Consider the following 13,314-nt stretch of genomic DNA (forward strand, 5'->3'; position numbering starts at 1 on the left):
TCGCGAAAGATTGGAGTCGCTCCTTGGGTAAAATGGCTTCTTTGGACGATAGGGAGGCTTGATGGCGCAGCGGACGACGACGGTGAAGGCAAGCGGTCGAGCGGTGCGGTCGACGAAAAAGGCCGCGGAGGGGCCAGCATCGGTCAGCGAGGTGGCGATCGCCAGCATCGATCCCCATCCCAATCAACCTCGACGGCATATCGATGAGGAAGCCCTCAAGGAGCTGGCGCGCTCGATTGAGGCGCATGGACTCTTGCAGCCGATCGTCCTGCAGCGCATCGGCGATCGGTATCAGCTGATTGCGGGGTCAAGGCGGCTCGCAGCGCATGGCCGGCTCGGTCGGACACGCGTTCCAGCCGTCATCCTGCCGGATGCCGATTCCGATACCATGGCGATGGTCGAGAATCTCCATCGCCGCGACCTTACGCCCATTGAGGAGGCCGAGGGCCTGGCGTGGCTCAAGCGCCAGCGGCGCCTGACACTGGCCCAGATGCACGCTTTGGTCGGCAAGAGCGTCTCCTACCTTTCCGAAATCGTCGGCATCGCCAATCTTCCACGCGCCATTCTCGACGAGGCCCGGGCGCGGGAGAGTGCGGGAAAGCCAGTGCCGCGCGGAACGCTGGTCGAGATTTCGCGCATCAAGGACAAGACGGAACAGGCGCGCACATGGCGCAAAGTCGTCTCCAGTGAGGGCGGCAAACGTGATGCCGCCCGCGCGGCCAGACGCCCGGACCGGAAACCCACCGCCGGCGCCAACTCCCCATTAGCTTACGTACGCGACGTCGACCGCTTTCGTGTATCGCTAAAAACCATCGATCTGCGTGGAAAGTCTGGGGCTCATCTGCGCACCTCGCTCAAGGCGCTGCGGGATCAGATCGATCGGGTCCTGGCCGGCGACTGAGGGCTCTTGGACTCTTGCTTCCTTGTCCGCACGGCGACGGTGTTTAACAGTTAAACACCCAGCGCCTTGTGCAGGGCAGCCACGACACCGTCGATCTCAGCCGGCGCCAGCGATGCAGCAAAATCGATACTGACACCACCGTCCGCGCGCTCGCGTCGCCAAGCCAGCGGCTTGCCCCCTCGCCTGACCAACACTTTACGCGTCCGCCTGTCATCATCTTCAGCGGCCGGACGCAAAAGGGCCAGCACTTGGCGGGCCCGCCCATCAGGCGAAGATGCGGGCCGAACGCTACCCCATGCCGACAGCACACGTTCCTCAGCGGCTGGCCCACCCAACACTTGAGCCAACTCCTCGAGCAAGCGCATGCTGAAGCCGCGCGGGTCACCTATCAGCTCCTCCAGCGCCGGCGAAAATAGCGGGAGGCGCATGAGACGACTGACATACCCAGCAGAAATTCCAAGTGTTTCGGCAAGAGCGCGCACCGAAAGCTTCTCCGCCATCGCCAGCTGGCGGACGAAGGCACCCCGCTCGTAGAGGCTCAGTTGCTCCCGTTCCTGATTCTCGCGCACCATGACACGAAGAAGCTCGGCATCGTCGAGGACCTTGACGCGCGCCTTGATCTGCAGACCGAGCTGTCGGCAAGCCTCCCGTCGCCGCCTGCCGTAGGCGATCTCGTAGCGTCCGGACTCGCTCGGATGCGGTCGGACGAGGATGGGTTGATCCTGGCCGTTGAGCCTGATGCTCTCGCGTAGCGCGACGAACGCTTCGTCGGCGAAGGCATGCCGCGTACGATCAGATGGAAAGCGATCGCCAATCACAGCCGGATCGAGAAGCAGGTCGGCGCCACCGTCCTGGCGGAGCTGCGACAGCTCGCTCCGGAGTGTGGCGTTCTCCTCGACCAGGTTTTGACGTTGCTCGCGCAGGAAGACCCCAGGCGCCCCGCCGCTGGCGATCACACCCACCTCGCGCCTAGGCGCCGGATCCTCGCTGGGCGCCCGTGGCGTCCCTCCATAGATGCTGGCCAGCCCCGCCCGCAGATCCTTGGGTCGCTTAGGCTTAGTCATGAGCGCCTCCGCGCGTTAGCGTGCTGGCAGAGGGCAGGGCATGGGGCGAACCCTTACGTCCCCAAGCCTGCCAGAGCGTCGATTCAAGATCGAAGCAAAGCCTGTCAAACGCTTCAAGCGCCCGGTTATAGGCCCGCCGCCGACCTTCGTCGGGTTCATATTCGTAGAGCGTCTGCCATTGTGCGTTGGCGTGGCCTAAAGCGGCCGTTTGCAGCATCGGCGTGCGCAACACCCAGTCCGGCATACGGGCCAACAGCCAATGATGGCATTGCGCCTGGGCCGCCTGAGTCGGGTCGAACCTGTTGATGACGAGCTTGACGAAATCGAGGCCGATGCCCTCCTCGCCCAGGCCGAATTGCGGCAACTGCTCCAAGAGGAAGGAAGAAAAGCGAAAAAATTCGCCCATGCTGGCGATGTCCAACTGGCTCATGGTTACCGGCACGAAGATGCCGGTAGCCGCCAGGAGGGCATTCAATGTCGTCATGCCCAGATCCGGCCGACAATCCAGGAGCACGACGTCATAGTTCTCCTTCACGTCACGCAGGGCGTCGCGAAGATAGAGATGGATGGGTCGGGGCTCCAGCTTGGCGCGACCAGCGATCTCGAAATCGGTGAGGGCCAGAGCCAAGTTCGCTGGCACCAGATCGAGGCCCGGCCAATAGGTCGGCCGGACGATCTCCGCCATCGTCCGCTGGCCGCCTACCACGCCATAGAAGGTTGCGTCATCCTCCACCTCCGCTGCCGGATTGAGGCCAAAGAGCGTGGTCGCCGATGCCTGCGGATCGAGATCGAGCACGAGAACCCGATAGCCCCGGAGAGCCAGATATTGGGCAAAATGAACGGCCAGCGTCGTCTTACCGGTACCTCCCTTGAAGATCATCGAAGCCACGACTTGAACGGTCTCGCCCTCGACCCGTCCTGGCAATAAACGCCGCTTACGGCCACCGGCTGCGGCTGCGGCTGCAGCCTGCTTCCGCAGCGTCGCCATCTCCTCAGCGGTAAGCAAGAGTCCACCCCTGGAGCCACTACGCCCGTTCTCCGCGCCTAAGCCATGCTCGGCGCATAGTGCGCGCAGGGTAGGGACGGAGACGCCGATCCAACGCGCTGCTTCCCGCAAGGAGAACGAGCGGAGTGTCTTGCGGGCATCGGGCTCGTAGACGACCTCGAGGATGTTCTTTTGCAGGTCGCCGACCGCGTCAGCGAGTTCCTGGAGATCCTGGGCAGGATTCTTGAGTGCCATTGACGGTCTTCAACTCACTCGCTTGGCCCTAAGGGGCCTAAATGGCTGTCGGATAACCATCCCATAAACTGAAAACAGGATAAAAACGAGCCGTTTTAGGAAAATAGCTTGTAGATCCTCATGTTTTTCGTTAACTCGCGAAAGGCTCGATATATGGATCCTTCCATGACGCGTGGACTCTTGCTGCGACGAACGTGCCGACGAGAGGCATCCGGTTCCTTTTCCGTCAGCACGTTGGCCGAGGGGATCATTCATGACGCCCGGCCCGTTGGACTCCTGCTGCCATGAAGCGTTTCGAAAAACCAGCCTTTCCAAGGTGTCGGCGACATTCTCTCAGTCCTTTTCTCTTTGATTGGACTCTTGCTTCCACCAGGGAAAAGACGTCCGGGATGGGCTTGGGGTCTTGCTTCCAATGTGCATAAGCCGTGGACTCTTGCTTCCAGATGAGTTGCAATACTGGACTCTTGCTGCCGAATATTTGGATTCGTGCTGCAACCACCCTGATTTATCCGTGGACTCCTGGTTCCCAAGCAAATATAAGAATCTAGTATATTATCTAGCTACTGCAGCCAGAGTCCAAACGATGCCGATCACCTGCAGGCCGTTCGAGGAAAAAGCCCATGGGTAAGCTGCATGATCTCGTGCGCGTGCATGGGAGTGACCACGTAGTCGAAATGGCCCAGACAGAAAAAGCACGGCGCCTTGCGCGCATCGCGGCCGAGATCCTCGCCGAAGACACGCAGGAACTAGGCATCACCTATAGCGGTTTTTGCCTTACGGCGTTGCCGCACAAACGACTGCCTGACGATCAGATATGGCAACGCAGTTCGCGTAACATCAGCCTTTTGATCGAGCCTACAAGAGTCCACGGCCAAGGTGACAATCGCTATATCGGCGTGCCCTACGGATCGCGCGCTAGACTGATCCTACTCTATCTTCAAACCGAAGCTGTCCGTAACAATAGCCGTGAAGTCGAACTTGGTCGTTCGATGCGCGAATGGCTGCGGCGGATGGATATCGGTATCGGCGGCAAATCCTATAAGGACGTACGCGAACAGGCCTCGCGCATCAGCTCCTGTCGTCTGACCTTCAAATGGCATTCCGACGATGGCAAGATCAGCGCCTGGGATCATGACCATATCATCAAAAGCGGCTTTGCCTTGCATGACCTCGCCGGCGACGATGCCCAAGGCTCGCTCTGGAACGAGACGGTGCGGCTAGGCGAGACCTTTTTTGAGGAACTGCGTCGCCACCCAGTACCCATCTTCGAGCCTGCGATCCGCCATATCGCCAATCAGAGCCTGACAATCGACATCTATATCTGGCTGGCCTATCGGCTGCATTCGCTGACCAAAGCCACGACCGTCTCTTGGCTCTCCATGAAGGAGCAGTTCGGCCCAGGCTATGCGAGCGTCAAGCCCTTCCGCCAACGCTTCCTTCAAGCACTCGAGATGGCCCTGGCCGTCTACCCGCAGGCGCGCGTCGACGCCTCGAGTAAAGGTCTCCTCTTGCATCCATCGCCATCTCCGATCGAGCGACGCAGCCTCGGTCTGGTGACGCGCGAGAGCAATACCTGTCTAGCGTCGCGCGAGATAGGCTGATATTCCGGTCGGCGGCTAAGTTCTTCGACCTGTAGCACGGTTCGTGCTACATGAGTCCGGAAGCGGAGCGCTATCGCATGAGCAAGACCATATCGCTACGCGACGCCAATCAGTCATTCGCCAAATGCGTCCGCGAAGTCGAATCCGGTACGGAATTCGTCATCACGCGCAATGGCAACGCCGTAGCCCGCCTGGTGCCGATGGGCGTCCGTCGCATGCTGACGCCGCGTCAACAAGAGGCGCTTGCACGGACCCGCGCGAGGATGACGGCTAGCCGCGCCGGTTCGGTCGACACGACTTTCGATCGGGCGTCGCTGCATGAGCGCTGAGCGCTTCACGCTCGATACCAATATTCTTGTCTACAGCATCGACCGGACGGCGGGGCTGAGGCACGAGCAGGCCGTTTGTATCGTCGAGGCCGCGATCACGCAGGACTGCCACCTGACCCTTCAGGTCGTCTCTGAGTTCTGCGCTGCCGCAACGCGCAAATGCGGCATGTCTGTCGACGAGGCCGCTGCCCAGGCGGAGGACTGGCTGGAGCTTTTCCCCTGCCTACTGGCCAGTGACGATACCGTGCGCCGCGCACTCGGTTGCGTCCGCGGCGGCCCTGCCTCCTATTGGGACGCCCTCCTTGTAGCCACAGCGGGGGAGGGGGGATGCACTACGATCCTTACCGAGGACCTGACCGATGGCACCAGACTGGAAGGGGTGCGCATCGTCAATCCCTTCGGTCCCGTCGGACTGAGCCGGGCGGCGAGCCAGATTCTCGACCTGGCGCGCCATGCGTGAGCATGCCCGTATTCGCCGGCGAAGAAACCGCCTAGGCTCAGAATCCACGAGGGAAGGCCCGGCCGATAGCCGCCTTCCGTCCAAATATGATCGACAGGGGCTAGGGCTTTGATCAACGGCGAATTCAGCGGCAAGCGCGTCATGGTGACAGGCGCTGGTAAAGGGATCGGACGCGCGACGGCTGAATTGCTGGCCGGGCGAGGGGCCAAGGTTATCGCCCTCACGCGTTCGGCTGGTGATCTTGAGGCGCTCAAGGCAGCGATCGATTGCGAGACATTCGCCGTCGATCTCGAGGATGCCGAGGCCACCAAGGCGGCCACGCATGAAGCGGGCACGATCGACCTGTTGGTGAACTGTGCCGGCATCACCGATCTTACGCCGTTCCTGGATACCACAATCGAGAATTTCGACCGCGTCATGGCGGTCAATGTCCGTGCGGCGCTGATTACCAGCCAGATCGTCGCCCGCGGCCTTGTCGATCGGGGGCAGAAAGGCGCCATTGTCAACGTTTCCAGCCAGGCCTCGATGGTAGGCATCGTCGATCACACGTCCTATTGCACGTCGAAGGGCGCGCTCGATTCGCTTACCATGGTGATGGCTAAGGAACTGGGCCCGTATGGCATCCGCACCAATGCCGTCCTGCCAACCGTGACCCTGACGCCCATGGGCGCCAAGGCGTGGAGCGATGCGACCAAGGCCACACCGATGCTACAGCGCATCCCGCTGAACCGCTTCGCCGAGCCCATCGAGGTGGCCGAGGCGATCGCCTTTCTTTTGAGCGAGCGTGCCGCCATGATCAACGGCGTCATGCTCTCCGTGGATGGCGGCTTCAACATCAGCTGACGGGCGAGGAACGGATGGAGAAGCCGGAGGGCGCATGCGTCTATAGGAATGCCCGACTGGCCGATGGCAGCCAGGCGACGCTGTCGGTTCAGGACGGACGATTCAAGTCCATCACCCCGGGCGCCGCCATTCCCGAGGAGGCCGTGGCTCAGATCGTCGATCTCGGCGGCAGGCTGGTGCTGCCAGGTCTGGTCGATGGCCACATCCATCTGGACAAATCTTTCGTCGGCGATGTCTGGAAGCCGCATCGTGCCTGCGCCGATGGCTTCGACGTGCGTGAGCGCGTGGCGATCGAAAAGGAGCTTTTTACCAGTGCGGCGCCCATGCATGAGCGGGCGGCGGCATTGCTCCGTCTTTGCATAGCCCAGGGCACGACGCGGATGCGCAGCCATGTCGACATCGATGTCGACGTCGGGCTTAGGCATCTGGAGACAGTGCTGGCAGCTCGCGAAACCTTTGCCTCCCTGGTCGAGATCCAGATCGTTGCCTTTCCACAAAGCGGCATCCTGGCGGCACCGGGGACGGAGGAACTCCTGGATGCCGCCATTGTCGAGGGAGCGGACCTCGTAGGCGGGCTCGACCCTGCCAGCTTCGATCGCGATGTCGAGCGACATCTGGATGTTGTTTTCGGCATCGCCGAGCGCCGCGGGGTGGGTGTTGATATTCATCTACACGACGCTACCCGGCTCGGGATCTTCGAGCTCGAGCAAATCGCCGAGCGGACGCGGGCTCTCGGCATGCAGGGCAAGGTCGCGGTGAGTCATGCCTACGCCTTGGGTGAAGTGGATGAGGGGACGATGCGACGCACGGCCGCCCAACTGGCGGAAGCTGGCGTGGCGATCATGACCAACGCGCCCGGCAATCATCCCTTTCCGCCGGTTCTTCCGTTGCGCCAGGAAGGCGTCACAGTCTTTAGTGGCAACGACAATATCAGGGATGCTTGGTGGCCCTACGGCGATGGCGACATGCTCCGACGGGCCAACATGATCGGCTATCGTTCGGGCTTCTACACAGACGACGAGCTCGAGGTTGCCCTCGATCTTGCGACCGATGCCGCCGCCGAGGCGCTGGGATTGGACGATTACGGCCTGCGCGTCGGTGCGCGCGCCGATTTCGTCACACTCAAGGCATCGCATGGTGCCGAGGCTGTGGCCAGTTGCCCGCCACGGCAGGACGTGTATCGGGCCGGTCGGCTCGTTGCTCGGGATGGCTATCTGGTCGATCGTTCGGGCGAAGCTTGACCGCCGGGGAGCTACGACCGGCCACCCCTGGGGGTGAGAGCCTTGCCACAATCATCTCCCGAAATGCTGCTCATCTCGCGTAACCGTTGATCGTCTATCGGGGCCGGGCCACGATTGTCATGTCACGCCGCGTTTTTTAGCGCCGGATGAAGGTTCTGCTTGCGAATGCGAGGAGATGCCGACCCAGCATCAGCGATGCGGCATATGATAAGTCCGGCAGATTTCCCGGTGCGGAAATAGGCGTCGGCCGATGCCGTGATAGAGAGAGGTCCATGGCCGCCGCCACCGGCGATCCGTCGATTGAGGGCGGCCGCGTTTCACAAGTAGGACCGTGCGATGTCGGGATGCGTGACGTGCGCACCTGCTTCGACCATCTGCCTGGCCGTGTGTCCGGGGCGACCACGGATGCTATGCGGACACCCGCCTTTATCGGACTGAAAGATGACGGCGGGATTCTTGCCGAGGCAGGCATGCTCCCCTGAGTGCCATCGGGGATGATCTCTACGCTGGTGGTTGGGAGCGGAAGTTCTGCTATGCCAGTTTCGAACGGAGCGAGCGCCGATCGAAACTGGCAGACGGGGCAGGCGATACGTTCCGATGCAGCTTGGCGCGGGGCCGGGTCAGGAGGATCGACGGCGCCCCCGCTGTCAGGATCGCGCGATCAGCCTCTCAGCGTCGATGTATGACCCCGCAGCTTCCGGCGCGCCGTAATTCCGGGTACGATCGCAGCGGTCAGTTCGGCTAAGCCAGAATTTCCCTGGCCCAGTCGCCCGACATTTGAAAGGCCTGCCTGCCTTCGGTCACCACCGTTGCTTGCTGCATGAAGCCGTGCAGCACGCCCGCGTGCAGGACGATCGGATCGTCACGGCCGAGGTCTCGAAGTCGAGCCGCTAGCAAAAGACTGTCGCTGGCGAGCGGGTCCAGGCCGGCTGCGTTCAGCCACAGCGGCGGCAGTCCGGCCAGCGCCGCATCCTCAGCAAGCAGCGGGCTCGCCAGGGGATTGGCACGGTTGCTGGCATCCGGGATGTACCAGGCCCAGTACCGCTCCATGCCCTGCGTGGTCAGGCCGAAGCCCCTACCATAAGCGCGATGCGAGGGGGTCGAGTGGTCATTGGCATAGACGCCATAATAAAGGAGGGCCAGCCGAGGCAGCACGCGCCCTTCGCGCTGCTCATGCAGCATGGCGGCGAGCGCCAGGTTCGCCCCGGCGGAATCGCCGCCGATCGCATAAGGGCCACCCCCGACGATTTGACCGTCGGAGAGCGCGCGCCACGCCGCGACCGTATCCAGAAGCGGGACTGGGAAGGGGTGTTCCGGTGCCAGTCGATAGGCGACGCCGACAACCGCCATCCCCGACGCCAATGCCAGAAGGCGCATGGCGCGCTCATGTGTGGCAAGGCTGCAAAAGGCCCAGCCACCGCCATGAACATAGAGGAGAACGCCATGGGCATTCGCGGGTGCGAATAGGCGGGCCGCCAAGGTCGGCGTGCCCAACTCGTCATTGGCCTGTATCTTGAGATGACGGACCAGCGCCAGCGGCGGCAGATCGACGTTCCAGCGCCGATTGGTCTCTTCGGCAAGGGCGCGGCCTGCTGGCGCGTCAAGCGTGAGCCAGTCCGCCAACCGGCCTTCTTCGCGTGCCAAATGGCGGATGAGCGCTGCGGTTTCAGCATTGGGTGCGGCGTCGAGATCGAGTGTCGGGATCTTGCTCATCGTTCGACCTCCGTTGGCACGGGTGAGGATGCCCCGCTTGGAACCTGAAAGGAGGAACTCTCGGCCGAGAGGGGCAACGTCATGCAAGGGCCTCGTCGGCAATGGCCTACCTCCGTCGCTATCGATACCGGCAGGGCCTTCCACCAACAAGTCTATCGATTCACCCGCTCCGCGCGCGGACCGGCATGAGCGCCGCTGATTTACAGGGCAGCGCTTTCTTATTAGTGGCTTTGATGGCCCCATCAGCAGTCCTTGGATCTTCCATGTCCGTCATGTCGCGTCGTTTTCTCCTTAGCGCCGGAGCCACTCTCAGCGTAGCCGGGATGTCCGCTCGAAGCCGGGCTCGCGCGGCCACCTCCGTTCGCTTCAGCTATCAGAAATCTTCAGCCCTCCTGCTCGTCCTAAAGTCGAATGGCAGGCTGGCTGCCAGCCTCTCGCCGCTTGGCTGCGAGCCTGTCTTTTCCGAGTTCACCAGCGTCATGGAGCCGATGAACGCCGGGGTCGTCGACTTCCATGCAGATTGTGCCGATGCCGTGCCCATCTTCACGCAGGCGGCCGGCGCCGAGCTCACCTATTATGCCAAAGAGCTGCCTTCGCCGCACGCGGAAGCGATCATCGTGCCCGCCAGTTCACCGATCAAGGCCGTGAGCGATCTCGCGGGGCGCACGATTGCCGTGCAGAAGGGTTCCGGCGCGCATTATCTTCTGATCGCTGCCCTGGGCAAGGCCGGCCTGTCGGTCAAAGACGTTACGATCGCCTATCTGCAGGCGCCCGATGCATCGGCCGCGTTTCAGAACGGCAGCATCGACGCCTGGTCGATCTGGGACCCGTTCCTGGCGATCGCCGAGGCGCGATCGCCAGTGCGGATTCTGGCCGATGGTGCCGACGGGCTTACCGACTATACCCGCTACTATATGGTGGGGACCGATTTCGCCAGCCGGAATCCGGAAATCGTCAAGGCCGTCTTTGGCGCCTTGGCTGAGGCCGGGGCCTGGATGCGCGCCCACCCGGCTGAAGCGGCCTCCCTGCTGGCTCCCGTTTGGGGCGACGTGCCAGTGCCGGTGATCGCCAAGGTGAACAGTAGGCGGAGTTACGATGTGGCACCGGTGACGGCGGTCGATCTCGAGAGCCAGCAGAAGCTGGCGGATGTCTTCCACGATGCCGGACTGATCCCGACGTCGCTCAATACCAGCGCCGTGCCGATCTGGCGGCCATCCTGAGATCAACTCGCCGGCCAGCTCCTTGGCGGTAAATCTGAACTTTCCTCGAATGACTGAACGCGCGAGATAGGCTTCTCATCGAGGAAGGGGCTGTGGTTTCGTACTGTTCGGCCCCAGGGCACGCTGTCTGCCTATTTGCCGCGGGCGTGCCGGTCGCTGAGCAACGTTTGGCCAGACGATTCTTCAATGTGTCATGGCGGCCGTTTTCCTAGCTCCGGCCTAGTGGTGGATTTTCAACCTATACGCGATTTACCGCCAAGGTTGGAAGCAGTCTGCGCCGCGCCCGCCATCGGCTATACACGCGAAAAGGGGGAGGATCCCTCCTTCCCGCGGGCGGCTTTGTCAAAGCAAGCCACCTTGTAAAGCGTTCCCATCTGTCCGCGCATAGGTACAAGCAGCCTCTCGATAGTAGCGGCGCCACCTTGCCGGCCGTTGGTCGCTGCATATTCAGCCGCGTCACCAAGTGCACACAATAAAATAAGAGCCCATCAACCAACAGTTGGGTTATAGCTGCCGATGGCATCGGTCGAATATGGCCGTGAACAGCGGAGCCTATTATAAATATGTCAGCAGATTCTGCGACGCGCGCTCGCGATATGATTGATAACATTGGTATAAATATTCATCTTTCATATACTGACGGCGACTATAAGAATTACGACTCGGTTATCGCTGATCTTGGTTATCTTGGAATCACGCTTGTCAGGGACCGTGTGCCCAATCCCAATACAAATGGCGGTGGTGGCAAGAATTACGGCTATCTGGCCGACGCCGGTATCCGGTTCGATTTGAACGCCTCCGCTGCGGCAAGCGACTTCGCCGGCACGATGACGTTGATCGAGAATTTCGTCGCGGCGCATCCGGGCTCGGTCGTGGCGATCGAGGGGGCGAACGAGGTCGACAAGAATCCGGTAAGCTATGATGGGCTAACCGGCCAGGCAGCCGCCCTGGCGTTGCAAAGCGACATCTACGATTATGTGCACACCAGCACCACGCTGGAGGGGATCGCCACCTGGGATCTGACCGGCATCACCGGCGGGACCGACTTCGCCGACGCCAGCAACGCCCACATCTACCCGCGCAACGGCAACCAGCCGCAAGATCGCCTCGGGCTTGCCATCGAGACGACCTTGGCGGCTCAGCCGGACCGCCCGATGGTAATCACCGAGGGAGGCTACTATACGCTGCCCGGCCAAGGCTGGGGCGGCGTCGACGCGACGACCCAATCCATCTACACGATCAATTATCTGCTGGACGCTGTCTCGCAGGGTGTGAGCACGACCTTCCTCTATCAGCTTTTGGACGCCTATACCGATACGACCGGCACCGACATCGAGAAGCATTTTGGCCTGTTCGACGCCGATAATAACCCCAAGCAGGCGGCGGTAGCGCTCCATAATTTCACAACCATCCTGAGCGACACCGGCGCCTCCGCCACGACTTTCGCGGTCGACACGCTCGACTATGACGTGACGGGCTGGAACAGCTATGGCCATTCCTATCTGTTCGAGAAATCCGACGGGACCTTCGACATCGCGCTTTGGTACGAGCAGGATATCTGGGACGAGGTCAATCTGGTCCCGATCGCAACAACGAGTACCGCGATCGATCTGGCCCTCGGCAGCTATTTCCGGGTGGTCGAGGTCTTCGATCCTCAACTCGGCACCGGGGCAATTGCGACCTATCATGACGTCGACCATCTCGATCTTCTCGTCAACCAAGACGCCTTGATCGTCCAACTCGAGCCCAACGGCGCTAATGCGGCGCCAACCATCGAGGGGGTCAACCCGCAGCAGGTCGTGGTCGGTGATGACCTGACCTTGTCGTTCACCTCGGACATGATCAGCGATGCCAACGGCGACACGGTGCTCTTGAACGCGACCCTGGCCAATGGGAGCGCGCTGCCTTCGTGGCTGACGTTCGATCCCGATACCTGGACGTTGAGCGGCGTGGCGACGCAGACCGGCAAATGGTCGATCCTCCTGACGGCCAGCGACCATTACGGCGGCGCGTCCAGCCTCGTTTTCCAGCTCTCGGTCACGAGCCAGGACCACGAGCAGACGCCGACGATTACCGGTGATGGCACTATCATCGGCACCAAAGCGGCCGACGTCATTGCTGGCGGCGACAACAGCGACACGATCAATGCTTCGAGCGGCGCCGATATCGTCTATGGTCACGCGGGTAATGATCTGATCAACGGCGGCGGCGATGCCGACGATCTCTATGGGGGAGCCGGCAACGACACCTTGCGCGGCGATGCTGGCGCGGACCGGCTCTTCGGGCAGGGCGGCGACGACACGCTGGCCGGCGGCGGGGGAGGCTTCGATCTGCTCACCGGCGGTGCCGGCGCCGATACTTTCATCTTCCGCGGCAAGGAATCCACCGGGCCCGTCGAGAGTGTCGAAGGTTTCCTTGTCGTGCAGCATGCCCGCATTGCCGACCTTGATTTCGCCGAGGGCGACCGGCTGCAGCTTTCCTACTTCGTCGATTCCAGCGGCGTGAGCTTGCAAAAGGCGGTCGGGCTTTCCGCCAATATCGACAGTCTGAGCGGTCTCGGCACGCTGGTCCATTTTCTCGAGACCGACGATCCAAGCCATGTGATCGCCGATGCGAGCACGGACACGCTAACACTCATTCTCAAGGATTCGAACGGCGGCCTGCATGCCCTTGAACTCCTCCATTACGCGACGATCGCCTGA

General features: G+C 61.7%; 12 protein-coding genes. 9 read left to right on the top strand and 3 right to left on the bottom strand.

What is annotated here, in order from left to right:
• Window positions 1-61 precede the first annotated feature (61 nt).
• Window positions 62-901, top strand: coding sequence for a ParB/RepB/Spo0J family partition protein (locus CFB17_RS16250; RefSeq protein WP_088562630.1), 840 nt, complete (start codon window positions 62-64; stop codon window positions 899-901).
• A gap of 50 nt (window positions 902-951) precedes the next feature.
• On the opposite strand, the gene CFB17_RS16255 is transcribed toward CFB17_RS16250, so the two are convergent.
• Window positions 952-1,965, bottom strand: coding sequence for a ParB/RepB/Spo0J family partition protein (locus tag CFB17_RS16255; RefSeq protein WP_088562631.1), 1,014 nt, complete (start codon window positions 1,963-1,965; stop codon window positions 952-954).
• Window positions 1,958-3,205 (bottom strand): AAA family ATPase, encoded by a 1,248-nt coding sequence (locus tag CFB17_RS16260; RefSeq protein WP_088562632.1) that lies wholly within the window; start codon window positions 3,203-3,205, stop codon window positions 1,958-1,960. Before CFB17_RS16260 ends, CFB17_RS16255 begins: the two co-directional genes overlap by 8 nt.
• 620 nt (window positions 3,206-3,825) lie before the next feature.
• Here CFB17_RS16260 and CFB17_RS16265 point away from each other — a divergent pair.
• From CFB17_RS16265 to CFB17_RS19300, 6 genes are all read left to right on the top strand, one after another.
• Window positions 3,826-4,806: a replication protein RepA gene (locus CFB17_RS16265; protein ID WP_088562633.1), complete on the top strand. Its 981-nt coding sequence runs from the start codon at window positions 3,826-3,828 to the stop codon at window positions 4,804-4,806.
• A 77-nt stretch (window positions 4,807-4,883) separates the two neighbouring features.
• On the top strand, window positions 4,884-5,135 hold the full coding sequence (locus CFB17_RS16270; protein WP_207762140.1) for a type II toxin-antitoxin system Phd/YefM family antitoxin: 252 nt from the start codon (window positions 4,884-4,886) through the stop codon (window positions 5,133-5,135).
• A complete protein-coding gene (locus CFB17_RS16275; RefSeq protein WP_088562635.1) occupies window positions 5,125-5,595 on the top strand; it encodes a PIN domain-containing protein in 471 nt (156 codons plus the stop codon). Before CFB17_RS16270 ends, CFB17_RS16275 begins: the two co-directional genes overlap by 11 nt.
• Before the next feature lie 141 nt (window positions 5,596-5,736).
• Complete coding sequence (locus CFB17_RS16280) at window positions 5,737-6,438, top strand: SDR family oxidoreductase (protein WP_088562669.1); 702 nt, start codon at window positions 5,737-5,739, stop codon at window positions 6,436-6,438.
• A 14-nt stretch (window positions 6,439-6,452) separates the two neighbouring features.
• Entirely contained in the window at window positions 6,453-7,679 is a 1,227-nt protein-coding gene (locus CFB17_RS16285) for an amidohydrolase family protein (protein ID WP_088562636.1), read from the top strand.
• Between the two features lie 272 nt (window positions 7,680-7,951).
• Window positions 7,952-8,161 (top strand): hypothetical protein, encoded by a 210-nt coding sequence (locus tag CFB17_RS19300; RefSeq protein ID WP_088562637.1) that lies wholly within the window; start codon window positions 7,952-7,954, stop codon window positions 8,159-8,161.
• A 259-nt stretch (window positions 8,162-8,420) separates the two neighbouring features.
• On the opposite strand, the gene CFB17_RS16295 is transcribed toward CFB17_RS19300, so the two are convergent.
• Window positions 8,421-9,392, bottom strand: a complete 972-nt coding sequence (locus CFB17_RS16295; protein ID WP_088562638.1) for an alpha/beta hydrolase — start codon at window positions 9,390-9,392, stop codon at window positions 8,421-8,423.
• A 263-nt stretch (window positions 9,393-9,655) separates the two neighbouring features.
• Here CFB17_RS16295 and CFB17_RS16300 point away from each other — a divergent pair, with 263 nt between their 5' ends.
• Complete coding sequence (locus CFB17_RS16300) at window positions 9,656-10,612, top strand: aliphatic sulfonate ABC transporter substrate-binding protein (RefSeq protein ID WP_088562639.1); 957 nt, start codon at window positions 9,656-9,658, stop codon at window positions 10,610-10,612.
• 596 nt (window positions 10,613-11,208) lie between these two features.
• Window positions 11,209-13,314, top strand: a complete 2,106-nt coding sequence (locus CFB17_RS16305) for a putative Ig domain-containing protein (RefSeq protein WP_165769660.1) — start codon at window positions 11,209-11,211, stop codon at window positions 13,312-13,314.

The sequence above is a fragment of the Arboricoccus pini genome (assembly GCF_900187945.1).
Classification (GTDB): domain Bacteria; phylum Pseudomonadota; class Alphaproteobacteria; order Geminicoccales; family Geminicoccaceae; genus Arboricoccus; species Arboricoccus pini.

Bases quoted from the DNA above. Each gene is read 5' to 3' on its own strand.
- CFB17_RS16295 (WP_088562638.1), bottom strand. From the start codon at position 9,392: ATGAGCAAGATCCCGACACTCGATCTCGACGCCGCACCCAATGCTGAA.
- CFB17_RS16285 (WP_088562636.1), top strand. From the start codon at position 6,453: ATGGAGAAGCCGGAGGGCGCATGCGTCTATAGGAATGCCCGACTGGCC.
- CFB17_RS16270 (WP_207762140.1), top strand. From the start codon at position 4,884: ATGAGCAAGACCATATCGCTACGCGACGCCAATCAGTCATTCGCCAAA.
- CFB17_RS16275 (WP_088562635.1), top strand. From the start codon at position 5,125: ATGAGCGCTGAGCGCTTCACGCTCGATACCAATATTCTTGTCTACAGC.
- CFB17_RS19300 (WP_088562637.1), top strand. From the start codon at position 7,952: ATGGCCGCCGCCACCGGCGATCCGTCGATTGAGGGCGGCCGCGTTTCA.
- CFB17_RS16300 (WP_088562639.1), top strand. From the start codon at position 9,656: ATGTCCGTCATGTCGCGTCGTTTTCTCCTTAGCGCCGGAGCCACTCTC.
- CFB17_RS16260 (WP_088562632.1), bottom strand. From the start codon at position 3,205: ATGGCACTCAAGAATCCTGCCCAGGATCTCCAGGAACTCGCTGACGCG.
- CFB17_RS16305 (WP_165769660.1), top strand. From the start codon at position 11,209: ATGATTGATAACATTGGTATAAATATTCATCTTTCATATACTGACGGC.
- CFB17_RS16250 (WP_088562630.1), top strand. From the start codon at position 62: ATGGCGCAGCGGACGACGACGGTGAAGGCAAGCGGTCGAGCGGTGCGG.
- CFB17_RS16255 (WP_088562631.1), bottom strand. From the start codon at position 1,965: ATGACTAAGCCTAAGCGACCCAAGGATCTGCGGGCGGGGCTGGCCAGC.
- CFB17_RS16280 (WP_088562669.1), top strand. From the start codon at position 5,737: ATGGTGACAGGCGCTGGTAAAGGGATCGGACGCGCGACGGCTGAATTG.
- CFB17_RS16265 (WP_088562633.1), top strand. From the start codon at position 3,826: ATGGGTAAGCTGCATGATCTCGTGCGCGTGCATGGGAGTGACCACGTA.